General features: G+C 67.5%; 20 protein-coding genes. 9 read left to right on the forward strand and 11 right to left on the reverse strand.

Going from position 1 to position 24,676, the window contains the following annotated elements:
- Positions 1-89 precede the first annotated feature (89 nt).
- Together ACZ5PO_RS39435 and ACZ5PO_RS39440 are read right to left on the reverse strand one after the other, a co-directional pair.
- Entirely contained in the window at positions 90-1,691 is a 1,602-nt protein-coding gene (locus ACZ5PO_RS39435; protein WP_464188883.1) for a bifunctional aminoglycoside phosphotransferase/ATP-binding protein, read from the reverse strand.
- Positions 1,692-1,936: 245 nt separating this feature from the next.
- Positions 1,937-2,407, reverse strand: coding sequence for an Lrp/AsnC family transcriptional regulator (locus tag ACZ5PO_RS39440; protein ID WP_464188886.1), 471 nt, complete (start codon positions 2,405-2,407; stop codon positions 1,937-1,939).
- Between the two features lie 188 nt (positions 2,408-2,595).
- Between ACZ5PO_RS39440 and ACZ5PO_RS39445 the strand changes: the two genes are divergently transcribed.
- The 5 genes from ACZ5PO_RS39445 (at position 2,596) to lpdA (ending at position 7,946) form a co-directional block, all read left to right on the forward strand.
- Positions 2,596-2,919: a hypothetical protein gene (locus ACZ5PO_RS39445; RefSeq protein ID WP_464188888.1), complete on the forward strand. Its 324-nt coding sequence runs from the start codon at positions 2,596-2,598 to the stop codon at positions 2,917-2,919.
- Between the two features lie 65 nt (positions 2,920-2,984).
- Positions 2,985-4,229, forward strand: a complete 1,245-nt coding sequence (locus tag ACZ5PO_RS39450; protein ID WP_464188890.1) for a thiamine pyrophosphate-dependent enzyme — start codon at positions 2,985-2,987, stop codon at positions 4,227-4,229.
- A 1-nt stretch (position 4,230) separates the two neighbouring features.
- Positions 4,231-5,244, forward strand: a complete 1,014-nt coding sequence (locus ACZ5PO_RS39455; protein ID WP_464188892.1) for an alpha-ketoacid dehydrogenase subunit beta — start codon at positions 4,231-4,233, stop codon at positions 5,242-5,244.
- A 1-nt stretch (position 5,245) separates the two neighbouring features.
- The gene (locus ACZ5PO_RS39460) at positions 5,246-6,514 is read left to right on the forward strand and encodes a dihydrolipoamide acetyltransferase family protein (protein ID WP_464188894.1); all 1,269 of its coding nucleotides are present in this window, start codon (positions 5,246-5,248) and stop codon (positions 6,512-6,514) included.
- Positions 6,515-6,551: 37 nt separating this feature from the next.
- Positions 6,552-7,946: a dihydrolipoyl dehydrogenase gene (lpdA, locus tag ACZ5PO_RS39465; RefSeq protein ID WP_464188896.1), complete on the forward strand. Its 1,395-nt coding sequence runs from the start codon at positions 6,552-6,554 to the stop codon at positions 7,944-7,946.
- A 128-nt stretch (positions 7,947-8,074) separates the two neighbouring features.
- Here lpdA and ACZ5PO_RS39470 read toward each other — a convergent pair whose 3' ends face one another.
- From ACZ5PO_RS39470 to ACZ5PO_RS39485, 4 genes are all read right to left on the reverse strand, one after another.
- The gene (locus ACZ5PO_RS39470; RefSeq protein WP_464188898.1) at positions 8,075-9,289 is read right to left on the reverse strand and encodes an NAD(P)/FAD-dependent oxidoreductase; all 1,215 of its coding nucleotides are present in this window, start codon (positions 9,287-9,289) and stop codon (positions 8,075-8,077) included.
- 107 nt (positions 9,290-9,396) lie between these two features.
- Positions 9,397-10,332, reverse strand: a complete 936-nt coding sequence (locus ACZ5PO_RS39475; RefSeq protein WP_464188900.1) for a CobW family GTP-binding protein — start codon at positions 10,330-10,332, stop codon at positions 9,397-9,399.
- Between the two features lie 4 nt (positions 10,333-10,336).
- Positions 10,337-11,845, reverse strand: a complete 1,509-nt coding sequence (locus tag ACZ5PO_RS39480; RefSeq protein WP_464188902.1) for an amidohydrolase family protein — start codon at positions 11,843-11,845, stop codon at positions 10,337-10,339.
- Positions 11,846-12,031: 186 nt separating this feature from the next.
- Positions 12,032-12,727, reverse strand: a complete 696-nt coding sequence (locus ACZ5PO_RS39485; RefSeq protein WP_464188904.1) for a DJ-1/PfpI family protein — start codon at positions 12,725-12,727, stop codon at positions 12,032-12,034.
- A 93-nt stretch (positions 12,728-12,820) separates the two neighbouring features.
- Here ACZ5PO_RS39485 and ACZ5PO_RS39490 point away from each other — a divergent pair, with 93 nt between their 5' ends.
- Both ACZ5PO_RS39490 and ACZ5PO_RS39495 read left to right on the forward strand, forming a co-directional pair.
- Positions 12,821-13,759, forward strand: a complete 939-nt coding sequence (locus ACZ5PO_RS39490) for a GlxA family transcriptional regulator (RefSeq protein WP_464188906.1) — start codon at positions 12,821-12,823, stop codon at positions 13,757-13,759.
- 251 nt (positions 13,760-14,010) lie between these two features.
- Complete coding sequence (locus ACZ5PO_RS39495) at positions 14,011-15,273, forward strand: ABC transporter substrate-binding protein (protein WP_464188908.1); 1,263 nt, start codon at positions 14,011-14,013, stop codon at positions 15,271-15,273.
- A 230-nt stretch (positions 15,274-15,503) separates the two neighbouring features.
- Here the strand turns inward: ACZ5PO_RS39495 and ACZ5PO_RS39500 are convergent, their stop codons facing one another.
- From ACZ5PO_RS39500 to ACZ5PO_RS39520, 5 genes are all read right to left on the reverse strand, one after another.
- Positions 15,504-16,457, reverse strand: coding sequence for an NAD(P)-dependent oxidoreductase (locus ACZ5PO_RS39500; RefSeq protein WP_464188910.1), 954 nt, complete (start codon positions 16,455-16,457; stop codon positions 15,504-15,506).
- Positions 16,458-16,731: 274 nt separating this feature from the next.
- Positions 16,732-17,400 carry a CBS domain-containing protein gene (locus ACZ5PO_RS39505; RefSeq protein ID WP_464188912.1) on the reverse strand — a complete coding sequence of 223 codons (669 nt, stop codon included), beginning with the start codon at positions 17,398-17,400 and terminating at the stop codon, positions 16,732-16,734.
- A gap of 193 nt (positions 17,401-17,593) precedes the next feature.
- The gene (locus tag ACZ5PO_RS39510; protein WP_464188914.1) at positions 17,594-19,411 is read right to left on the reverse strand and encodes an ABC-F family ATP-binding cassette domain-containing protein; all 1,818 of its coding nucleotides are present in this window, start codon (positions 19,409-19,411) and stop codon (positions 17,594-17,596) included.
- Between the two features lie 4 nt (positions 19,412-19,415).
- Entirely contained in the window at positions 19,416-21,017 is a 1,602-nt protein-coding gene (locus ACZ5PO_RS39515) for a peptide chain release factor 3 (protein ID WP_464188916.1), read from the reverse strand.
- A gap of 10 nt (positions 21,018-21,027) precedes the next feature.
- The gene (locus ACZ5PO_RS39520) at positions 21,028-22,260 is read right to left on the reverse strand and encodes an argininosuccinate synthase (protein WP_464188918.1); all 1,233 of its coding nucleotides are present in this window, start codon (positions 22,258-22,260) and stop codon (positions 21,028-21,030) included.
- A gap of 186 nt (positions 22,261-22,446) precedes the next feature.
- Here ACZ5PO_RS39520 and ACZ5PO_RS39525 point away from each other — a divergent pair, with 186 nt between their 5' ends.
- Positions 22,447-23,748: a nicotinate phosphoribosyltransferase gene (locus ACZ5PO_RS39525; protein ID WP_464188920.1), complete on the forward strand. Its 1,302-nt coding sequence runs from the start codon at positions 22,447-22,449 to the stop codon at positions 23,746-23,748.
- 213 nt (positions 23,749-23,961) lie between these two features.
- The gene (locus ACZ5PO_RS39530; RefSeq protein WP_464188922.1) at positions 23,962-24,666 is read left to right on the forward strand and encodes an exopolysaccharide biosynthesis protein; all 705 of its coding nucleotides are present in this window, start codon (positions 23,962-23,964) and stop codon (positions 24,664-24,666) included.
- The last annotated feature ends 10 nt before the right edge of the window (positions 24,667-24,676 follow it).

Genomic DNA, 24,676 nt, shown 5'->3' on the forward strand with positions numbered 1-24,676 from the left:
TTGCAGCAAAGGCTGCTGCGGCTCCAGCCGCGAACCTCTCCCCGCAAGCGGAGAGAGGGGTGGCGAGCGGCTCTGTTGACGCTGACCCGTCAAATCCTCTGTGCAACACTACTAGCGCGCTCCAGCGCCTCCCGCGCCGCCGCCGCCACCTGATCGGGCGGCGGCGTGGCGTCGATCCTGGCCCAGCCGATCGCACCGGTCTCGTAATGCTGCTGCGCCCGCACGGTGTCGGCGCGGGCGTCGGACGCATCGCCGCGGCGGGCCTCGACGCGCCCGACGAGCACGTTTTCGGGCGCCGTCAGCCAGAGCCCGGTGAACGGCACGCCGGCAGCCTGCGCCACGGCTTCGATGGCGGCGCGCTCGTCGGGACGCGCATAGACGGCATCGACCACCACGGCGGCCCCGGCCGCGAGCGCTGTGGCCGCCTTGCGCGCCAGCGTGGCATAGACCCTCTCGCCGGTCGCGGCGTCATAGGCCTCGGGCGGCAACGGCTCGGTCTCGCCGACGCCGAACAGGCGCTTGCGCTCGATGTCGCTGCGCAGGTGAACGGCGCCGGGGGCAAAGCCGAGGCGGGGAGCGAGACGCGCCGCGAGCGTGCTCTTGCCGGTGCCGGAGAGGCCGGCCACGGCCACCAGCCGGGGCGCCGAGGGCGCCAGGAAGCGCTCCGCCAGATCGAAATAGCCCGCGGTCGCACGGGCCTCGCGGTCGCGCGCGGCGCCGTCGAGGTGGTCGAGACCGGCAGCCGTGACCTTGGCGCGGATCGACGCGCGGATCGACAGGAACAGGGGCAGCGCCGCCAGCCCCGCCAGATGCGCCTCGTCCGCCAGCCAGAGGTAGCGGTTGAGCAGCCCGTTGCTCTGGTCGGCAAAGCCGCGGTGGACGAGGTCCATCAGCAGGAATGCCAGGTCGTAGAGCAGGTCGCAGGTGGCGATGCGCTCGTCGAACTCGATGGCGTCGAACAGCGTCGGCTTGCCGTCGAGCAGAACGATGTTGCGCAGGTGCAGGTCGCCATGGCAGCGGCGGACATAGCCAGCGAGGCAGCGGTCGACGAGCAGGTCCCGGTTGCGGGCGAATGCCTCGTGCCCGGCGGCGACGATGGCCTCGGCCCGGTGCGGCTCGAACAGCTCGGGGTATTCGGCGAACGCTTCGGCGTTCTGGTCGAGGTACATGGCGTTGATGGCGACCTGGGCCGGATCACGCCGGCGCTCGCCAGCCTCGTGGGACGCGGCCACCACCCGCGCCAGATCGGCGATCAACGCCGCGGTCAGCCCGCCCGCCTCGGCGACCCGATCGAGTGTCTGATCGACCGGAAAGCGGTGCATCTTGACCGCCCATTCGACGACCTCGCCGTCGGCATCGTCTGCCGCTTCGCTGAGCCGGAGCCCGCCGGCGCCGCGGCGGATGGCGACGACGCCGATATAGAGCTGCGGCGCGTAGACGGCGTTGACGGAGAATTCGGTGCGGCAGGCCCGCTCCCGCCTGTCGAGGGTGGAGAAGTCGAGGAACGGGAAGCGGACGGCGCGCTTCACCTTGTAGACGAAGGGACCCGCCAGCACGACGACGGCCCCGTGCGTGTCGATGCGCACCGGCGGCGCGGCCAACCCATAGGTCGATGCCGACGACAGGAAGGCGAAGACCTCGCTCTGGTCGGCGACGACGTGTTGAGAAGCGCGCGGTTGATCGGTCGGCATCGCCGGTTCCCCTCGCAAGACCGATGCCCACTTTTGCGAACCAAGGGTCAACCGATCATGCCCCGGGCCTTAGACCATGATCACGCGCCGGTTTCCAACCGAATGGCGCCGGCCGCCTGTGGACAGCCGTGCCGAGCGCCTGATCGAGGCGTCCGGTGACCCCGACCTTACCGAACGCGCCCTCGGCGGCTCGGATCGAGGGCAAGTCTCGACGAGCTCGCCGCGCCCGCAGCCGGCAGCCCGGCTTACGGCATGGGCGAGATCTCCCGCTTCAGGCACTTCAAGGCGAACGACGACCGGCTGTGGCGGATTCCCGGCACCTTGTAGAGCCGCTCCCGCAGGAATCTTTCGTAGCCCGACGTGCCGTCCACGGCCACCTTGATGAGGTAGTCGTACTCGCCCGTCGTCAGATACGCTTCCAGCACCTCCGGCAGCTCGGCCAGGGCGAGGCCGAACCTCTCGAGCTGATCCTCGTCGTGCCGGTCCAGCATGACCTCGATGATGACGGTGTCGGGCAGGCCGAGCTGCGCCTGGCTGAGCACCGCCACGTAGCCCTCGATGTATCCTGCTTCCTCGAGGCGCTTGACCCGCGTCCAGCACGGACTGGCCGACAGGCCGACCTTCTCCGCCAGTTCGCTATTGGTCAGCCGCCCCTCCTTGCGCAGGGCGGCCAGGATGCGCCGGTCGATCGCGTCAAGGCCCTTGTCCTTCTGCATCGGCTCAGTCCCCTCCTCGGTCCGTCCAGGCCGCGCCCTCAACATGCAGTTATAATCTTCTGCCATACCTAAAAATTACGGATGATCCTTCTTTAAAATAACCAAAACGTCCAAACATTAGAAAGTTATTATGCCGATCTCCGGGTAATTTATATCACGTTGAAGGTGACAAGCGGGAAGGTGTCGGCGTGGCGTACCGGTTGAAGCTGAAGGTTCTGAGCATGCAGAGCGCCATCCGGGCTCTCGATCTCGTGCACCGGCTCGACGTGGGCCTGCTGGCCATGGAGACGGCTCGCGAGGACACCGGCTTCCTGGCCGACTTCACCTACGAAGCGCCCGGCGACGAGGCAGCACGCCACATCGCCGTGCGGATCGGCCAGATCGTGGGCGTCGTGACGGCGGAGCTGGCTGTACCCGGGGCGCCAAAAGTCGGACTGTTCGCGTCGGGCGCGGCGTCCGACCGGTGCGCACAGCCCGCGCCCAAAGCGTTGGAGCATTTCGCCGTCGGCTGAGTTCATCCGATGGCGACATGCTCTCGCGGATCGACCGGTCCTGACCGCCTGTCCGAGGACGGCAAATGAACGAGCTCCCGCGCAATCGTCCGCGCCTTGACCTTCACGTCCCCGAGCCTGCCCATCGGCCGGGCGAGCCCCCCGATTTCAGCACGCTCTCCATCCCCGAGGCGGGCGCCATGCCGCGCCCGGACGTCGCGGCCCCCGCCGAGGCGACACGCGATCTCGCCTTCGGCCTCATCCGCGTGCTCGACGGCTCCGGCGCCGCCGTCGGCCCCTGGGATCCGCGCCTCGATGCGGACACGCTGCGGCGCGGCCTGCGGGCCATGATGCTGACGCGCGCCTACGACGAGCGCATGGTCCGCGCCCAGCGCCAGGGCAAGACCTCCTTCTACATGAAGTGCACCGGCGAGGAGGCGATCGCCGTCGCCCAGGCCTTCGCGCTCAGCCGCGGCGACATGTGCTTTCCCACCTACCGCCAGCAGGGGCTCCTCATCGCCCGCGGCTGGTCGCTCGTCGACATGATGTGCCAAGTCTATTCGAACACGGGCGACCGGCTGAAGGGACGGCAGATGCCGGTCATGTACTCCAGCAAGGAGGCCGGCTTCTTCTCCATCTCCGGCAATCTCGGCACCCAGTTCAGCCAGGCGGTGGGCTGGGCCATGGCCTCCGCCTACAAGGGCGACGACCGCATCGCGGCCTCCTGGGTCGGCGAAGGCGCGACCGCGGAGGGCGACTTCCACCACGCGCTCACCTTTGCCTCGGTCTACCGGGCGCCCGTCGTCCTCAACGTCGTCAACAACCAATGGGCCATCTCGAGCTTCCAGGGCCTGGCCGGCGGGGAGGAGACCACCTTCGCCGCCCGCGGCTTCGGCTACGGCCTGCCGACGTTGCGCGTGGACGGGAACGATTTCCTGGCCGTCCATGCCGTCACCCGCTGGGCCGCCGACCGGGCCCGCACCAATCGCGGCGCGACGCTGATCGAGCTGTTCACCTACCGGGCCTCCGCGCACTCCACCAGCGACGATCCCAGCAAGTACAGGCCGGCCGGCGAGGAGAGCACATGGCCGCTCGGCGATCCCATCGATCGGCTGCGGGAGCATCTCTATCGGCTCGGCGAGTGGTCGCCGGAGCGTCACGCCGCCCTCGCCGCCGAGGTGGAGGAGGAGGTTCGGGCCGCCGCGAAGGAGGCGGAGGCGCTCGGCACCCTCGGCGGCGGGCCAACCCTCAGCGCCGCCACCATGTTCGACGACGTGTTCAAGGAGATGCCCTGGCATCTGCGGCGTCAGCGGCAGGAGATGGGGGTCTGACATGCCGACAATGACCATGGTCCAGGCCATCAACTCCGCCATGGACGTCATGCTGGGCAGCAATCCCGACGTGCTCGTATTCGGCGAGGACGTGGGTTATTTCGGCGGCGTGTTTCGCTGCACCCAGGGGCTGCAGCAGAAATACGGAAGGCGCCGGGTCTTCGATACGCCGATCGCCGAGGCCGGTATCGTGGGGACCGCCGTCGGCATGGGTGCCTACGGCCTGCGGCCGGTGATCGAGATCCAATTTGCCGACTACATATATCCGGCCACCGACCAGCTCATCTCGGAGGCCGCCCGGCTCAGGTATCGCTCGGGCGGCGAATTCACCGCGCCGCTGACGGTGCGCACGCCCTATGGCGGCGGCATCTTCGGCGGGCAGACCCACAGCCAGAGCCCCGAGGCCATCTTCGCGCACGTGTGCGGGCTGAAGACGGTCATCCCTTCCACCCCCTACGACGCCAAGGGCCTGCTGATCAGCGCCATCGAGGACGACGACCCGGTCATCTTCCTCGAGCCCAAGCGGCTCTACAACGGCCCGTTCGACGGCCGGCACGACCAGCCCCTGAAGCCCTGGGGCGAGGATCCGCGCGCCCAGGTGCCGGACGGCTACTTCTCCATCCCCCTGGGCTGCGCAGCCGTGGTCCGCCCGGGATCGGACGTCACGGTGCTGGCCTACGGGACGATGGTCCACGTGGCGCTGGCGGCGGTCGCCCAGAGCGGCATCGATGCCGAAGTCATCGACCTGCGCACCATTATCCCGGTCGATATCGACACCATCGTCACCTCGGTGACGAAGACCGGCCGCTGCGTGATCGTGCACGAGGCCACGCGGACCGGCGGCTTCGGCGGTGAGCTGTCGGCGCTGGTCCAGGAGCACTGCTTCTACCATCTGGAGGCGCCGGTCGCCCGGGTGACCGGCTGGGACACGCCCTATCCGCACGCCCTGGAATGGCACTACTTCCCCGGCCCCGCGCGCGTGGCCGAGGCGCTGCGCCGTGCCATGGAGCCCTGACATGGGCCAGCTCTCCTTCAAGCTCCCCGACATCGGCGAGGGCATCGCCACCGCGGAGATCACCGGCTGGCACGTCAAGATCGGCGACGTGGTGCAGGAAGATGCGCCGCTAGTCGACGTGATGACGGACAAGGCGACCGTGGAGATCCCCTCGCCCGTGAGCGGGCGAGTCGTCGCTCTCTACGTCAAGCCGGGCGACACGGTGCCCGTGGGCGCCGAGCTGCTGACGTTCGAGACATCGGACACGGACCAGGCCGAGGCGCTCACGCCCGCGGCCGAGCCGACAACGGTCCAGCCGGCGCCACCCGCGGCGAAGCCGCCGCCGGCAAGCGTCCCGCCGACCGAGTCGCCCGCACCACAGGCCCTGCGCCGACACCCGCCGGAACCGGCGCCGCCGACGGCGTCCGTCCGACGCCCGCTGGCGTCTCCGGCGGTGCGCCGCAGCGCCTACGAGGCGGGCATCCCGCTTCAGTTCGTGACGGGCACCGGGCCGGGCGGGCGCATCACGCGCGTCGACCTCGCGCGCAGCCAGTCCGGCCCGGCCGCCCGAGCGCCTTCGCCGCCCCGGGGTGACGGCGTGGAGGAGGTCCCGATCATCGGGCTCAGGCGCAAGATCGCCGAGCGCATGCAGGACGCGAAGCGCCGCATCCCCCACTTCTCCTACATCGAGGAGGTGGACGTCACGGCGCTGGAGGACCTGCGCAAGACCCTCAACGACCAATACGGGGAGCGCCGGCCGCGGCTCGCGCTGCTGCCCTTCCTCGTGCGCGCCCTGGTGCGGACCGTGCCCGACTTTCCGGGGCTGAACGCCCGATTCGACGACGAGGCGGGTGTGCTGCGCAGGCACGAGGCCCTGCACGTGGGCATCGCCACGCAGACGCCGGCGGGCCTCGTCGTGCCCGTGGTGCGCCATGCCGAGGCATTGGACCTGTGGGCCTGTGCCGCGGAGATCGCCCGCCTCGCCGAGGCGGCGCGCGAGGGCAAAAGCACGCGCGACGAGCTTGGCGGCTCCACCATCACCATCACCAGCCTGGGGGCCCTCGGCGGCCTGGCGACCACCCCGGTGATCAACGCGCCGGAGGTGGCCATCGTCGGGGTCAACAAGATCGCCGTCCGCCCGGTCTTCGAGGGCGGCCAGTTCGTCCCCCGCAAGATCATGAACCTGTCCTCCTCGTTCGACCATCGGGTGGTGGATGGCTGGGTCGCGGCCGAATTCATCCAGCGGCTGAGGGCTCTGCTCGAACAGCCCGCGACCTTGTTCCTGGAGTGATCCAGTTCTCGGAGTGACCTCGTTCTTGGAGTAACCGATGACGACCGCGCTCAAGGCCAAGGTTCTCGTGGTCGGCGGCGGCCCGGGCGGCTACGTGGCGGCGATCCGCGCCGGCCAGCTCGGGCTCGACACCATCCTCGTCGACGAGGACGGCCTCGGCGGCACCTGCCTCCGGCGCGGCTGCATCCCATCCAAGGCCCTGATCCAGGCCGCGTCACGGTTCGCCGAGATGGCGACGGCGGCGCAGGGCGCCGACCCGGCGGGCATCCGTCTCGGCGCGCCGCCCACCGTCGACTTCGCGCGGACCGTCTCGTGGAAGGATGGGATCGTCGAGCGCCTGGGCGGCGGCGTGAGCGCGCTGCTGCGTCGCGCCAAGGTGCGCCTCATCGCCGGCCGCGCCGTCTTCACCGACGCCAAGACCTGCACGGTGGAGACCGCCGAGGAGCGCTTCGCCGTGACGGCGGAGAACGTGGTGCTGGCCACGGGCTCGGTGCCCGTCGAGCTGCCGGCCCTGCCCTTCGGCGGGGCGGTGATCTCCTCGACCGAGGCGCTGTCGCTCACCGCCCTGCCGCAGCGGATGGCGGTGGTCGGGGCGGGCTATATCGGGCTCGAGCTCGGCATCGCCTTCCGCAAGCTCGGCGTCGCCGTTGCGATCGTGGAACAGCAGGAGCGCATCCTGCCGCTCTACGACGCCAAGCTGACCGATCCGGTGCGGCGCAGCCTCGACCGCCTGGGCATCGCGGTGCACCTGTCGGCCAAGGCGCTCGGCATCTCGGACGGACAGCTGCGGCTGGAGACCGCGGCCGGCGAGGCGGCGACGATCGAGGCGGACAAAATCTTGAGCACCGTGGGGCGCCGCGCGCGGCTGGACGGCTACGGCCTCGAGCGGATGGCCGTGGACACCCGTGACGGCTGCATCCTGGTCGATGACCAGTGCCGCACCGCCATGCGCGGCGTCTTCGCCATCGGCGACGTGGTGGGCGAGCCGATGCTCGCGCACAAGGCCATGGCGCAGGGCGAGATGGTGGCGGAGATCATCGCCGGCCGGCGCCGCCGCTTCGATCCGGTCGCCATCCCGGCGGTCTGCTTCACCGATCCCGAGATCGTGACGGTGGGCGCCTCGCCCGACGAGGCCGGCGCGCCGGCCCGAGCCGTGGTCGGCACCTTCCCGCTCCTGGCGAACGGGCGCGCCCTCACCATGGATGCCGAAGCCGGCTTCGTGCGCGTGGTGGCGCGGCGCGAGGACCACGTCGTCGTCGGCATCCAGGCCGTCGGCGCTCACGTCTCGGAGCTCGCCGCTGCCTTCGTGAGCGCGGTCGAGATGCCCGCAACCCTGGAAGACGTGGCCGCCATGGTGCATGCGCACCCGACGCTCGGTGAGGCCTATCACGAGGCTGCGCTCAGCGCCCTCGGCCACGCCCTTCACGCATGAGGACGCAACGGCGAATGATCCGGACCCTAGAGCATTTCCGCGTTTCTCCGAATCGCGGAAATGCTCTATCTACTTACTTTATCGCATTTTCTTCACGCGAACCGGCATCCACTTCGCTCGAAAATGCTCTATCGAACGCCGGCGTCCAAACCGTCGACCGCGCTTGTCTCACCATCGATCGCACGCGCCAATCGGTCGGCCGTCACGGGCCCCAGCGTAAATCCCTGATGTCCGTGACCGAAGTGGAGCCACAGCCCCGGATGACGTTTGGCTTCGCACACCAGCGGCAGCATGGTCGGCAGGCATGGCCGCGTTCCCGACCAAGGGATGTCTTCGAGGGGCTCGCTCAAATTCACAAGTGACCTCGCCACGGCCTCGCCCCGTGCCAACTGGCGGGGATTGGTCTGTGGCGTGCCCGCGGACAAATCGGCGGCCGTCGCAATCCGCAGGCCCTTGAGCATGGGCGATAGAACCACGGAATGATCCGCCAGGAGCATGGGACGGCTGAGACCGTGATCACCGCCGTAATGGCGATGATAGCCGCGCTTGCGCACCATCGGCACATGGTATCCGAAGGCCTTGAGCAGATCCGGGGACCACGGGCCGAGAGCGACGACGACACGTTCCGCGCTTTCGCCGGCGGCGCGCCACCCGCGTCCGGATTGCGCGAGCGAAAAGGCGTCGCCGCTCACGATCTTGCCGCCCCGTCTCTCGAACAGCTTCGCGTAGGCGCCGACAAGCTCTCCGGGAGCGAGGCAAGTCCATGGCGACGTCCAATGGATGGCGCCCGCCAACGCGGTTCGCAGGCCGGGCTCTGCGCGCGACAGCGCTGCCGAATCGGCGGCGGCGAATTCAAGGCCGTACTGACGCTTCCGCCGTTCGGCCTCCACGACGGCGGCGCCAAGCCCGGCCTCCGTCGCGTGGACCTCCCAGTAGCCGTCTCTGCGGATGAGGTTATCGGCACCGGAAGCCGCAATCAAAGCGGCGTGGCGCGGCAGGGCCTCGGACACAAGCTGCTGCCATACAGGAATGGCCCTTCGCAGGAAGGCCGGCGCCGACGAGCGCCAATAGGAGTAGAGCGCCGGCGCCTGACGTGGCAGCGAGCGCCAGTCGATATGGACGGCATTCTTCCAGCCGAACGCCATGCGCAGCAAGGTCAGCGGGCTCGCAGGGAGAGCGTAAGGTTCGACGGCCTCGGCCTGGATGATCCCGGCATTGCCGTAGCTGGTTTCAGATCCCGGAGGCGACCGGTCGACGACCACACAGTCATGGCCTCGGTCCTGCAAGGCCAGGGCCGTGGCAATGCCCACCATGCCCGCCCCAAGAACAATGGTCTGCGCCATGCGCACTCCCAACAAATTGTCCGTATGAACGTGCTCGCCGGATAAATCCCGGCTCTACCGTAGAGCCGACGGAAATCCAAACATTCTTTGCTTCGTCCCTGTGAGGATTACGGTTCTTGTCTCATCAACTCAAGAACCGCTTTCGCGCGTCCGGCATCGAAGATCTCCGCCCTGCCGATGAACACGAGCTGCGTAACAACGACAGGCTTGATCGCCGGGGCCAGGCTGGCACGCTGGCCGACGAGTTGAAACAGATAGCCTTGTCCAGGCTTTTCCGCGATGGAGAAAAACCCCTTCGCGCGCGCCAGTTGCGGGGCGAGAGACTGAATTGCGAACTGAAAACGCTGCAACGAAATAGGCGCTGGACATGTCCATTCAAGGCGCGTGAATCGGTCATCCCTGATATGCGAGAGCGCCCCGAGGCCATGCGTTTCTCTGTGCTGCGATCCGGCACCGAGCAGCAGGTCGATCGGAACCCCGCCATTCTCGTCCGCCGAAAAAACCAGCTTCTTGTGCAACGAGCCGAGCATCGCACGCAGGGACACCAGGTTGTTTTGGTCTGCGCTCGCCGTCTTGCTCAAAACCACGAAGTCGGCGGAACGGAGTTGCGCGTTCCAGAGTTCATCCGTCGGGTCATGGTCCTCGGCATCGACGACTGTCACCACGGCGTCGAGTCTGACAGCTTCGCGCAAGACCGGATCGAACAGCGCTTCCATTATGCCGCGGGGATCGGAGATCCCGCTTGCTTCGATCACGATCCCATCGGGCGTCGCTTTCAGCGAGAGGATTGTCCGCAAGGTGCGCAGCAGATCCCCCTGAAGCGAGCAACAGATGCAACCGTTCGTCAGGCCGTAGATGGGCTGGCCGGTGAGCGACAGGATGGCTTCGTCGATATTGATCGAACCGAAATCGTTCACCACCGCAGCGAGCGTGCGTCCGTGATCCGCTTGGAGGATGCGATTGATCAGTGTGGTCTTGCCGGCGCCGAGCGCGCCGGCGACGAGCAGGACAGGAACAGGATCCCGAGGGTGCCCGTCGATCACCGGCTTACACGCCGCATCGCAGGGCGCGGCCCGGCCTCACCTGCGTATCGAGCCGGCCGCCAAGTATGACTGGCGTGCCGGCCACGATCACCGCGTCCATGCCGACGGCATGCGCGGTCATATGGGAAAAACTGGCTCTGCTTGCGACCGTCTCCGGATCGAAGACCAGAACATCGGCATCGCACCCGTCCTGAAGACGCGCCTTGCGGCGCATCTGGGGCAAGCAACCCTCGAGTATTCTGCTCGGCAGGATCGTGCACTTGGCGAGCGCGTCCATCAGACCGATCTTGCCGAGCGACCTCTGGTACTCGCCGAGAAACTTGGTGAACGTTCCCGCCGACCGAGGATGTGATGACAGCCTGCTCGGCAGGGGCCACTCCTCGCCGCGGTAGATGGACCCGTCGGGCTCGACCCAAGGCATCGCGTCGGACGCGATCGATCCACCCGGGTATAGAACGGACAAGTCGAGCAGCTCCTGATGGCTCTCGCTTCGCTCGAGATCAAGAAAATGCCATACCACCAAAGCGGCGGGGTCGACCTCCCGGGCCGACAGCAGGTCGGCGCGATCCTTCATGTGGTGCCGATTGTGGATCAGTTCGATGCTGTCGTAGGTCGAGCCAGTTCTGTCGGTGAAATCGGGAGCGGCAAAGAAGCTGGCGGATACGACGGTAGATCCCGTGCCGTATGGATAGGCCTCCACTGTTATGGGCAGCCCTTTGGCCTGGGCATTCTGGAGCAACTCGCGACACCGCCTGATATCGTGCAGCGACGTCGAGTTCAGATGGCAGATGTGCATGTGAGCGCCGGTTGCAGCTGCGTAGCCGATCAGTCTGACGTACGCCTCCTCCGAGCTCTGCGGATCCTTGTTCGACATGAACGGGACGTGCGTGAATGTCGGCGTTCCCGTCCTTGCCGCGATCTCGCAGACCTGGGTCATTTCCTTGACACCGGCCCCCGGCGCATAACCATGCGGAATGCCGATCCCGATGCCACCTTCGCGCAGCCCCTTCTCGATGACGGCGCGAATGTCTGCGATGTGCGACGGCGTCGCGATGTTGGTCGACCAGCCGCCCCGGTTGTCGGACCCTTCCCCCATCATTTGCATGGAATGCTTTTGCGGGTCCGGGACGATGCCGGCCATGACCTCCTTGCGAGCGAATATCCAGCCCACCGAGGCGCCGTAGTTCAGGACGCGCCTCTCCCTGTCCTGCCGGTAGTACCAGGCCCCCACGGGGAGGACGCCGACCTCCAATTCAAGAGCCGTGGTCACCCCGTCGAACGCCTGCATCCAGTCCGCCGCCACGGATTGGCCGTGCGCATGGATGTCGACAAAGCCTGGGCAAACCGTCTTGTTCGAAGCGTCGATGACCGTGCCGCCCGTAGAGGCTGGAATCAGACCGATTGTCGCGACGACGCCCGAGGCAATTCCAACATCGGCGATCTCGTCCCGCCCGCTTTCGGGGTCGAGGACGCGGCCCCCCTTGATCACGATATCAAATCGGCGGTGCGGCAACTCTCCGGACTCCGCAATGGGTTGAGGTCAGGTGCGCCGCAATGCAACGTCGCCGGTCAGCCGCTTCAGCCTATTTGCTGGGAACACTTCGTTCAGGTCTTGAGTCTTTGAGCGGATGGATGGCCGGGTCCTTGCAATATAGCTGAAGCGGCCGACTAAGGCCGATGGCTGCGGCGACATCTCCCGCTAAGCGAATGAAGGCGTCCTCGCCGCGGCCGCCTTGACGACGTCGAGCCGTCGCGCCTGCCCCGCCTTCATCCTCCCCTTCGCCAACGCGACCACCTCCGCGGGCGCGGTTTCCGGCGAACCCGCGTTAAAAGGTGGTGCCGGATTATACTCCAGCCGCAGCTGGATCGCTTCGGCGGTCGGACGGTCGACCAGTCTGGAAACGACTGTCAGGCCAAGATCGATGCCCGCAGTCACACCGCCACCCGTAATGCGGTTGCGATCGATGCAGACACGATCCCGAGAGATCGTCGCGCCAAGAAGAGGCAGCGCTTCGACCGCGCTCCAGTGCGTGGCTGCGCGATAGCCTTTCAACAACCCGGCCGCCCCGAGCACAAGTGATCCGGTGCAAACCGACGTGACATAACTCGCGTGCTGAGCCTGCTCGCGCAGGAAGTCCAGAACCTCATCATCCAACAGCAGGTCATCGGTGCCATAGCCGCCAGGCACACAGATGACATCGAGCTGCGGGCAATCGGCGAAGCTGATCGTCGGCGTTATGGTGAGGGGGGTGTCGCTCGAAACCGGCTCGATGCGCTTCCAGACCAGATACACGTCGGCATCGGGTACGCTCGAGAACACTTGGAGCGGACCAGTCATGTCGAGCTGCGTTATGCGAGGGAATACAAGCAATCCTATCTTAAGTCGTTTCGACATTTTGGAGCCTTTGGCAGCCAGCTTGACGACAGCACCTTGCCATGGCTCCCTTCCATTAGAAACGACGCAGTTCCCTCGTTTGCGGACGTGGCCATGATCGGCATTCTGATTTTTCCGGACTTCCAGTTGCTGGATGCAGCCGGTCCGGTCTCGGTCTTCGAGATTGCCCGACGCTTCGCTCCGATGGCACCACAGGTCCGGATGCTCGCCGTCAATGCAGGGCCGGTGCGAAGCTCCGCCGGGGTCGAGATGCTTGCATCCGGCCTGCGTTCTGCGGACTCCATCTCGACCTTGATCGTCGCAGGCGGAAATGGTGTCGACACGGCGACCGATTGCAAGAAGACTCTCGCCTTCGTACGCCGGCTGGCTCGACGCGGCGTGCGCGTCGCGAGCGTGTGCTCCGGCGCTTATATTCTTGCTGAGGCGGGTCTTTTGGATGGCCGCAAAGCCACGACCCATTGGTGCCGCGCGCAGGATTTCGTCTCACGCTACCCGAAGGTAAAGCTGGATCCCGACCGGATTTTTCTTCGCGACGGCGGTGTCTGGACGTCCGCTGGAATTACCGCCGGGATCGATCTCGCGCTCGCGATGGTTGCTGAAGACCACGGCGACGCCGTTGCCCAGGATACGGCCCGGCAGCTCGTGCTCTACCATCGCCGCAGCGGCGGCCAATCCCAGTTCTCGTCGCTGCTGGAGCTGAAGACGCCAAATGGCCGCTTCGGCACATTGCTCTCCTGGGCACGCGAACATCTCGATACGTCTCTCACGGTTGAACGACTGGCCGAACGTGCGGGTCTGAGTCCGCGCCATTTTGCGCGGATTTTCACCGCCGAAACGGGCTCGACGCCATCAAAGGCCATCGAAAGGCTTCGCCTGGAGGTGGCTCGCGAGCGGGTGCAGACATCGGGCGACCTGATCGAGCGTGTTGCCGAGACGACGGGCTTCCGCGATCCCGAAAGGATGCGCCGCGCCTTCATCCGGGCGTTCGGCCAGCCACCGCGATCCCTGCGCCGCGCGGCTCGCAACGCCTGAGCGCACGACCACTGAGCGTCGATGTTCGGATCGGCTGTCGGCGCAGCGGCGGATAGGCTCGGCACGATGAAGCGCGCCCGGCCCATGGCAGAAAATGACGGAAATGCGGCGTTGTCGAGCATCCCTGCCGAGCGGTAGCTTGATGTCGCGAACAGCAAGAGTGCGGCGCGCGAAGCCGGCTTAACTCGCCCAACTAACGCTTTGTTGCACAACAAGAACGCATCGGCTGGTTCGGCAGGGGACCGCGAGAAATGGCGCACGACCACAATACATCATCTCGGCATGTCATTTTCAGTAAATTCGTGAAGTCGACGATAGGCGTGATCTCAGCTATCGCGCTCGGGAGCGGCGTTGCCACGGCCGAGATCTCCGGCGGGGTCGTCAAGATCGGCATCATCAACGATCAATCGGGGCCGCTCTCCGATCTGGCCGGTCTGGGCTCGGTCGCGGCCGCGAAGCTCGCGGTCGAAGACTTTCAGAAGCTGATGCCGTCTTTCAAGGTCGAGATCGTTTCTGCGGATCACCAGAACAAGGCCGATGTCGGCGCGCAGATCGTGCGTCGCTGGTATGACGCCGACGGTATCGACATGGTGGCCGACGTCGGAAACTCGGCGGTTGCTCTGGCGATCCAGTCCATCGCCCGAGAGAGGAACAAGATCGTCATCTACTCTGCCGTCGGTACGACCGACATCACCGGAAAGCAATGTTCCCCGACGGGGCTGGCCTGGCTGCACGACAATTACAACCTGGTTGCAGGTCCTATTCGAAAACTCGTCGGACAAGGTTTCGATACATGGTACTTCATCGCGGCTGACTATGCCTTCGGCAGGAACATGGTGGCGGAATCGGAGCGCGTGCTGGCGTCAGTGGGCGGCAAGCCGCTCGGCTCGGTTTTCCACCCCTTGGGCAATCCCGACTATGCCTCGTTCCTTCTGCAGGCGAAGGCCTCCGGCGCAAAGGTCATCGCCTTCGCCAATGCCGGCGAACAGCTCGTCAGCTCCATGAAGCAATGGAACGAGTTTGGCATGAGCTCCGGATCGCAGAAGCCGGTAGCGGAGCTCATGTTCCTGACCGACGTCCACGGCATGGGCCTGGCAACGGCAAAAGGCCTCACGACCGTCACAGCCTGGTACTGGGATCTGAACGACGACACCAGGGCGTTCGCCAAGCGCTTCTTTGCCCTACGCGGAGCGATGCCGACGGCGCCTCAGGCCGCGGTCTATTCGGCGGTATTGCACTATCTCAAATCGGTCGCGGCCGCCGGATCTGACGACACCGGCGCCGTCCTCGACAAGATGCGCTCCACGCCCGTGGACGATGTCTTCGCGCCCGGTGCCACGCTGCGGGCCGACAATAAGCTCATTCACGACTTTTATCTGGTTCAGGTGAAGGAGCCGGCCGAACTCGAAAAGCCTTGGGCCTACTACAAGGTGATCGAGAAGATCGAGGCCAAAGACGCATATCGCCCTCTGAGCGAGAGCGAGTGCCCCCTCGTCGGAGCGATGAAGAAATAAGTGATCCGAGCCCGCTCCGCTGCTCGGACGCTCATGGCGTCGCAGTCGGAGAGGATCATCGCCCGGCTAAGGGATGAGGGCGGATCAGGCCGGGCGGTGCAGGCGCACCTCCAGCGCCTAGAGCATTTCGCCATTGGATGGACCCATCCAATGGCAGAGAAATGCTCATAGCCTTTTGAATCTGGAGCGCTTTCTTGCGATTGGGTGAGCCCACCCAATCGCAAAGCGCTCTAGGGGTTGAGCAGCGTCGCCGGGCGGCCGCCGGCGAGCGTGGTCTCCACGATGTCGGCGACGCCCATGGCCATGGCGCGCATGCTGCCGTTGGTGATGCCCGCCACATGGGGGCTGAGCACCACGTTCGGCAGCTGGAAGAGCGGGTCGTCGGCGGGCGGCGGCTCCACCTCGAACACGTCGAGGCCGGCGCCGGCGATGCGGCCGTCGCGCAGCGCCTGCGCCAGCGCCGCCTCGTCCACCACGCCACCGCGCGAGGTGTTGACGATGACGGCGCTGGGGCGCATCGCCGCGATCTCCCGCGCCCCGACGAGATGGTGGGTCTTCGCGCTCAAGGGGACGTGAACCGACAGGACGTCGACCGTTGCGGCCAGCGCCGCCAAATCGTCGGCCTTCGCCACGCCCGCCTTGGCCATGTCCTCGGTGCTGACGAAGGGATCGTAGGCAGACACCGTCATGCCGAACCCGGCACCGCAGATCGTCGCCAGCACGCGCGCAATCTGGCCGAAGCCGACGAGACCGAGGCGCCCGCCGGTCAGGTCGCCGAGCCGGAGCGACCAGCGGTCGTTGAAGCGGTTCTCACGCACGAGGACGTCCATCTCGCGCACCCGCCGCAGCACGGCGAGCATCAGCGTCACGGCGCCTTCCGCCACCGCCGTCGAGTTGGCGCCGCCGGGGGTATTGGCGACCAGCACGCCGCGCGCGGTGGCGGCCGGCACGTCGATGTTGTCGACGCCCGAGCCGTGCTTGGCGATAAGGCGTAGCTTCGGCGTGGTCGACAGCCAGCCGGCGCCGATCTTCGAGGTGCGCACCACCGCCGCCGCTGCCACGGCGAGATCCGCGGCGGTCAGCGCCTCGCCCGGCAGCTTGAGCCGGAACGACCGCGCCAGGCGCCCGACCCCTTCCTCGTGGATGGGATCGAGGATGAGGATCAGATCGTCGTTGCCGTCCATGGTCGTGGTCTCGTTCTGCCGTTCTGATCGCGTTGGAATACCGCGGTCACCCGGGTCCCGAACACCCCCGACGGCACCGGCCAGTTGGGCGCGCGGCTTGGCCAGCAAGGGAGGCCCCGCTTGGCCAGTAAGGGAACGACCTCCTGCACCGACTTGAAGTCACGGCGTGACGCGACGACTTGAGGCAATCACTCGGGGCGACGACATCACCACGCCCGCATCGCCCGCGACGCCGGACAGGGCGGCGTCGCGGCGGGCTGCTTGGACGGTGCGGCTACTGCAGCGTCTCGTCCACCACCGAACGGACGCCGGGGGTGTTCTCGGCGAGCACGACAAGCGCCTTGCGCTCGTCCTCGGATCCGACCAGCCCCCAGATGTGGACCTCGCCGTCGCGCACGATGATGTTGCGCTCGCCGAAATCGGTCCAGGATTGCTGCTTCAGGCGCTCGAGGATGTCCAGGCGGATGGTCCGGTCGTCGTCGCTGGGCGCGGCGGCGGCGCTGCTCTGGGAGGCGAGCGCCTGGACGAGGTTGGACCGGCTGACGATGCCGACGATGCGGCCATCCTGAACGATCGGCACGCGCTTGATCCGATGGCGCTCCATCAGGGCGGCGATGTCGCCGATCGGGGTATCCTCGGCCGCCGTGACGACCGCCTCGGTCATCAGCTCCGAGACCTTCTTGCCGTGCGCGGCGGCGAATTCGTGGGCCAGCACATGGGCGGGCAGGATCGCCTCGATCCAGCGCGACCGATGCTGCTCCGTGCCGATCTCCTCCCGGTGCAGGAGATCGGCCTCGCTCAGAATCCCGACGAGACGGCCGTCGCCGTCGACCACCGGCAGTGCGCTGACGTCATGCCCGACCAGGAGCTTGACCGCGTCCGCGATCGTCATGTCCGGCGTGGCCGTCACGACGTCTTTCACCATCACATCGATCGCTTTCATCTCGCCCTCCGCTGGCCGGCCTTGCAGGCTGCGACGCGACGTGTGACTGCACGGCGCCGCTCGAGCCCTGATCGACATCAAGCACAGCCATATCGCTCTTCCATGACAGTTAGCGTCACGGGGGAAAGCGAGGCGATTCCTGCGTCACGGCCGGCCCCGGCCGCTCGAGATCATCGTGCAGAGCAGTTGGCGCTCAGGAGGCCAGTTCGTCCCGCAGCATCTCCAGCTCGAGCCAGCGATCCTCGGCGGCCGACAGCTCGCCCTGCATCTGTGCCGCCGCGGCGGAGAGCCTGTCGAAGGCCGTCCGATCGCGGGCGTAGAGGTCGGGGTCGGCGAGCTTGGCCTGCAGCGCCGTGAGCTTGGCCTCCAACGCCGCCATGGTCTTGGGCAGCGTCTCCAGGGCGTGCTTCTCGGCGAAGCTCAGTCGCCGCTTGCTCTCCCGCGCCGCAGTGGGCGCCGCTTCGGCCGCCCGCGGCTTGTCCGCCCGGCGCTCGCCCGGCCGCTCCCGAGTGGAGACGATGTCGGCGCCGCGCTGGGCGAGCATGTCGGAATAGCCGCCGGCATAGGTCAGCCAGCGCCCCTGCCCCTCCGGCACCAGCACCGCATCGACGATGCGATCCAGGAAATCGCGGTCGTGGCTGATCAGGATGACGGTGCCCTTGTACTCGCCGAGCATCTCCTCGAGCACGTCGAGGGTATCGAGGTCGAGGTCGTTGGTCGGCTCGTCCAGCACCAGCAGGTTGGACGGCTTGGCCAGCGCCAGGGCCAGCATCAGCCGCGCCCGCTCGCCGCCGGACAGCACGCGCAGCGGCGTGCGAGCCATTTCCGGCGGGAACAGGAAATCGCCCATATACGAGACGACGTGGCGCTGCACGCCGCCGACGCTCACCGTGTCGCCGCGCCCGCCGGTCAGCGTCTCGGCCAGGGTGGCATTGGGATCGAGGCTGTCGCGGCGCTGCTCCAGCGTCGCCATTTCCAGGTTGGCGCCGAGGCGGACCGTGCCGGTGTCCGGCGTCAGCGTGCCGGTGAGCAGGTTGAGCAGCGTCGTCTTGCCGGCGCCGTTGGGCCCGATGATGCCGAGCCGGTCGCCGCGGTGGACGCGCAGCGAGAGATCCCGCACGATCGGCCGGTCGCCGAAGGACTTGCCGATCCCCACGGCCTCGATGACCAGCTTGCCGGAGCCATCCGCCTCGGTCGCCGCCATGGCGGCCTGGCCGGTGGCGCGGCGGGCCGTGCGCCGGGCGTCGCGCATCGCCGCCAACTCGCCCATGCGGCGCATGTTGCGCTTGCGCCGGGCGGTGACGCCGTAGCGTACCCAATGTTCTTCGGAGGCGATCTTGCGGTCGAGCTTGTGCGCCTCCCGCTCCTCCTGCTCGTAGACGCTGTCGCGCCAGGCCTCGAACTTGTCGAAGCCGATCTCGGCGCGGCGCGTGATGCCGCGGTCGAGCCAGACGGTGGCGCGGGCCAGCCCGCCGAGAAAGCGCCGGTCGTGGCTGATCAACACCAGGGCGGTCCGGGACTGGGCCAGCTCGTTCTCCAGCCACTCGATGGTCGGCAGATCGAGGTGGTTGGTAGGCTCGTCGAGCAGCAGGATGTCCGGCGACGGCGCCAGCACCCGGGCGAGCGCCGCACGGCGCGCCTCGCCGCCCGAGAGATTGGCCGGATCGTCATCGGGGCCGAGGCCCAGATCCTCCACGTAGCGGGTCGCCGGGTACGGATCATCGCCGGGGCCGAGGCCCGCCTCCACGTAGGAGAGCACGGTGGCGTGGCCCGAAAAGTCGGGCTCCTGCGGCAGGTAGCGCAGGGTGGCGCCGGGCTGGAGGAAGCGCGTGCCGCCGTCGGGCTCGACCAGACCGGCGGCGATCTTCAGCAGTGTCGACTTGCCGGAGCCGTTGCGGCCCACCAGGGCCAGCCGCTCGCCCCGGCCCACGGCGAGCTCGGCGCCGTCGAGCAACGGCTGCGTGCCCAGGCGCAGGCGGATGTCGGCGAGGGCGAGGAGCGGCGGGGCCATGGCGTCAGTCGCCCGCGCGGGTCTGGTAGTCCTTGACGTCGCTGGCGCGGATCGCCGGCCAGCGCTCCTGCTCGTAGGTCAGCGAAAACGGGCTCGCCGCCATGAACACCGGCTCGCGGTCGAGGTCGAGCGCCATCGACGAGGTGTGCGCATCGATGAAGCGGTCGAGCTCCGCCTTGTCGTCGCAGGTGACCCAGCGGCAGATGGAAAAGCGCGTCGGCTCGTAATCGATCGGCAGGCCGTACTCGGCGGCGAGGCGCTCTTTCAGCACGTCGAGCTGCAGCGCGCCGACGACGCCGACGATGGCGCCGGATCCGTCCATGGGCACGAACACCTGCACCACCCCCTCCTCCGCCATCTGCTGGAGGGCGTCGCGCAGCTTCTTGGCCTTCATCGGGTCGGTCAGCTTGATACGGCGCAGCAGCTCCGGCGCGAAGCTCGGCACGCCGCGGAAGACGATCTCCTCGCCCTCGGTCATGGTGTCGCCGATGCGCAGCGTGCCGTGGTTGGGCAGGCCGACGACGTCGCCGGCGAAGGCCTCCTCGGCGATGGCACGGTCGCGGGCGAAGAAGAACTGCGGCGCGGCCAGGCTCATCGGCTTGCCGGTGCGCACCAGCTTGGCCTTCATGCCGCGCGTCAGCCGGCCGGAGCAGACGCGCATGAAGGCGATGCGGTCGCGGTGATTGGGATCCATGTTCGCCTGGATCTTGAAGACGAAGCCGGTCATGCGCGGCTCCGTCGGCTCGACCAGGCGCGTGTCGGCCTGCTGGCCGCGCGGCGGCGGCGCGAACTCGCCCATGGCGTCGATGAGATCGCGCACGCCGAAATTGCGCAGCGCCGAGCCGAAGAACACCGGCGTCAGGTGGCCCTCGCGGAAGCTCGGCAGGTCGAATGGCCGCAGCGCCTCGCGGGCGAGCCCCAGCTCCTCGGCGAAAGCGTCGCGCTCGTGCTCCGGCAGCATGGCGAGCAGGCGGCTGTCCTCCGGCCCGTTGACGGCGAAAGCCTCGGTATCGTCGTCGAGCCGGCGCACCAGGTTGCGGCGCAGGTCGTAGGTGCCGGCGAAGGACTTGCCGCGGCCGATCGGCCACGTCACCGGCGCGGTGTCGAGGGCCAGCGTCTTCTCGATCTCGTCGAGCAGGTCGAAGGGGTCGCGCGCCTCCCGGTCGAGCTTGTTGACGAAGGTGACGATGGGGATGTCGCGCAGGCGGCAGACCTCGAACAGCTTGCGCGTGCGTGCCTCGATGCCCTTGGCGGCGTCGATCACCATCACGGCGGAATCGACCGCCGTCAGCGTGCGGTAGGTGTCCTCGGAAAAGTCCTCGTGGCCCGGCGTGTCGAGCAGGTTGAAGACGTGGCCGCCGTACTCGAAGGTCATCACCGAGGTGACCACCGAGATACCGCGCTCGCGCTCGATGCCCATCCAGTCCGACCGCGTCGCCGCCCCACCGCGCTTGGCCTTGACCGCGCCGGCGAGCTGGATGGCGCCGCCGAACAGCAGCAGCTTCTCGGTCAGCGTCGTCTTGCCCGCATCCGGGTGCGAGATGATGGCGAAGGTCCGGCGGCGGGCGACGGCGTCCGCCTCGGGGGTCATGGCGTGAATGGTCATCGGTGGCGGCTCAGAGGCCGAGCATCCTCTTGCGCTGGGCGAGTGTGCGCAGGCGCAACGCATTGAGCTTGATGAAGCCCGCCGCGTCGCGGTGGTCGTAGGCGACAGCGCCCTCTTCGAAGGTCACCAGATCCTGGCTGTAGAGCGAATACGGGCTCTCGCGGCCGATGACGTGGACGCCGCCCTTGTAGAGCTTGAGCCGGACCGAGCCGGTGACGAACTCCTGACTCTTGTCGATCAGCACCTGCAGCATCTCGCGCTCCGGCGAGAACCAGAAGCCGTTGTAGATCAGCTCGGCATACTTGGGCATCAGCTCGTCCTTGAGGTGCGCCGCGCCCCGGTCGAGCGTGATGCTCTCGATGCCGCGGTGCGCCTGAAGGAGGATGGTGCCGCCGGGCGTCTCGTACATGCCGCGGCTCTTCATGCCGACGTAGCGGTTCTCGACCAGGTCGAGGCGGCCGATGCCGTTGATGCGGCCGAGCTCGTTGAGCTTGGCGAGCAGGGTGGCCGGCGACATCTTGACCCCGTCGACGGCGACGGGATCGCCTTTCTCGAAGTCGATGGTGACGATGGTCGGCGTATCCGGCGCCTTCTCGGGATCGACGGTGCGGGAATAGACGTAGTCCGGCACCTCGACGGCCGGGTCCTCCAGCACCTTGCCCTCGGAGGAACAGTGCAGCAGGTTGGCGTCGACCGAGAACGGCGCCTCGCCGCGCTTATCCTTGGCGATCGGGATCTGGTGATCCTCCGCGAACTTGATCAGGGCCTCGCGCGAGCGCAGGTCCCACTCACGCCAGGGCGCGATGATGGTGACGTCCGGCTTCAGGGCGTAATAGGCCACCTCGTAGCGGACCTGGTCGTTGCCCTTGCCGGTGGAGCCGTGGGAGACGGCGTCGGCGCCGGTCTTCTCGGCGATCTCGATCTGCTTCTTGGCGATCAGCGGCCGCGCGATCGAGGTGCCGAGCAGATAGAGCCCCTCGTACTGGGCATTGGCCCGGAACATGGGGAAGACGTAGTCGCGGACGAACTCCTCGCGCACGTCCTCGATGAAGATGTTCTCGGGCTTGATGCCGAGCAGCAGCGCCTTCTGCCGCGCCGGCTCCAGCTCCTCGCCCTGGCCGAGGTCCGCGGTGAAGGTCACGACCTCGCAGCCGTAGGTGGTCTGCAGCCACTTCAGGATGATCGACGTGTCGAGACCGCCGGAATAGGCGAGAACGACCTTGTTGACGGGCTTGGCGGACATGATCTTCCAATCGCGGGGGGTACGCTCGGTCGGCCGGGCTGAGAGTTTGAAGGCGCGGACTATACTGAGGGAAGGCCGCGGCGCAAGAAGCGGCTCCGGAGACGCCAAAGGCGGAGCCCGCCGCATCACCTTGACATTATTCCGCCTGCGCGGATTGGTGCGATGGGATAAGTGTGGAGAGGCCCGATGGCCACCATCGATATAGCGCGGCGGGTCTATAACCACAGCTGGAAGCTCGACCCGATCATCCGCAGCCTGCTCGACACGGACTTTTACAAGCTGCTGATGCTCCAGATGATCTGGGGCCTGTATCGGGACGTCCGCGCCGACTTCACGCTGATCAACCGGTCCCATTCGATCCGCATCGCCGACGAGATCGACGAGCGCGAGTTGCGCGAGCAGCTCGACCATGCCCGCACCCTGCGCCTCGCCAAGAAGGAGATGATCTGGCTCGCCGGCAACTCCTTCTACGGCCGCCACCAGATCTTCGCGCCGGACTTCCTGGCCTGGCTCGCCGACTTCCAGCTGCCGGAGTACGACCTCAGGCGCGAGGACGGCCAGTTCGTGCTCGACTTCGCCGGGCCGTGGACCCACACCACCATGTGGGAGATCCCGGCGCTCGCCATCGTCAACGAGCTGCGCTCGCGCGCCGCCATGAAAGGCATGGGCCGCTTCGACCTCGACGTGCTCTACGCCCGCGCCAAGGCCAAGCTGTGGGAGAAGGTGGAACGGCTGCGCAAGCTGCCGGAGCTCAGGATCTCCGATTTCGGCACGCGCCGGCGCCACGGCTTCCTGTGGCAGCGCTGGTGCGTCGAGGCGCTGAAGGAAGGTCTCGGCGACGCGCTGCTCGGCACCAGCAACGTGCTGCTCGCCATGGACACGGACCTGGAGGCCATCGGCACCAACGCCCACGAGCTGCCCATGGTGCTGGCGGCGCTGGCGGACACGGACGAGGAGCGGCTGATGTCGCCCTACCGGGTGCTGGAGGCCTGGGAGCGCTACTACGGCGGCAATCTGCTGGTCGTGCTGCCGGACTCCTTCGGCACCACGTCGTTCCTGAAGCGCGCCCCGGACTGGGTGGCGGATTGGACCGGCTTCCGGCCGGATTCCAAGCCCCCGCTCGAGGGCGGCGAGGAGATCTGCACCTGGTGGCGGCTCAAGGGCCGCGACCCGCGCGAGAAGCTGCTGGTATTTTCCGACGCCCTGGACGTGGCGGCGATCGAGACCACCTACCACCACTTCCAGGGGCGCGTGCGCATGAGCTTCGGCTGGGGCACCAACCTCACCAACGACTTCGAGGGCTGCGCGCCGGGTCCCCGCGACGGGCTGAAGGCCGCCTCGCTGGTCTGCAAGGTCTCCAGCGCCAACGGCCGCCCCGCCGTCAAGCTCTCCGACAATCCGCAGAAGGCGACCGGCGAGGAGAGCGAAATCGCCCGCTACGCGCGGCTGTTCGAGTTCGAGGAGCCTGCCCGCGCCAAGGTGGCGTGAGACGCACGGCCGTCGCGGCACCCCACGGGCGCCTCACCGTCGTCGCCAAGTTGACGCTATTGGCGGGCAAGCTGGCCGGATCGCTCGCGCATGTCGATCCGGATGGGCTCATCCGGCCGGAGGGACGTGCGTCGCGCGCTTGAATCCGGAGCGCCGCCCTCGCGATCGGGTGTCTCCATCCAGTTGCAAGGCGCTCCCCGGGATGATGTGGGAATGAGCGACAGCCAATCGACGGTCGGCGACCGCCTTCGCCCGCCGGGCAACCGTTTCCTGCGGGCCGTGCGGCGAATGTTCGCCAGGACGCGGCAGGGTCCGCGAGGGCCGATCGTGCGCGACCTGCTCGATGTCGCGCGCGGCGTCAGCGGCGAGCGCACGACCGTCGGAACCATCATCGACCGGCTCGGCATGGAGGGGCTGGGCCTGGCGCTGCTGCTGCTGACGCTGCCCACCATGATCCCCCTGCCGGGGCCGGTCGGCCTCGTGCTCGGCGCGCTCATGGCGCTCATCTCGGTGCAGATCATGGCCGGCGCACGCCAGCTCTGGCTGCCCCGGATGGTGCGCGAACGGACCATCCCGGTGCCGACGCTGCGCCTCGCCATTGCCGCCGCCCTGCCGTGGATCGTCCGCGCCGAGCGCTGGCTCTGCGAGCAGCGCCTGTCGTTCCTGACCGGGCCGCGCGCCCGCATGGCGCTCGCTTTGCCGGTGCTGGCTCTGGCGCTCGCGATCATGGCGCCGATCCCCTTCGGCAACCTCGCACCGGCCATCGCCATGGTGGCGTTCGCGCTGGGCCTGATGGCCCGCGACGGCGCCGCCATCCTGGTCGGCCTGCTGCTGACCGTTCCAGCCCTTGCGGTGATCACGCTGCTGATCGTCGCGAGCACCTCCCTGATCGGCGGTGCCGCATCGATCGTGCGCTGACGCCGCGGCT

This window comes from Chelatococcus sp. KU-N122 (assembly GCF_055391085.1).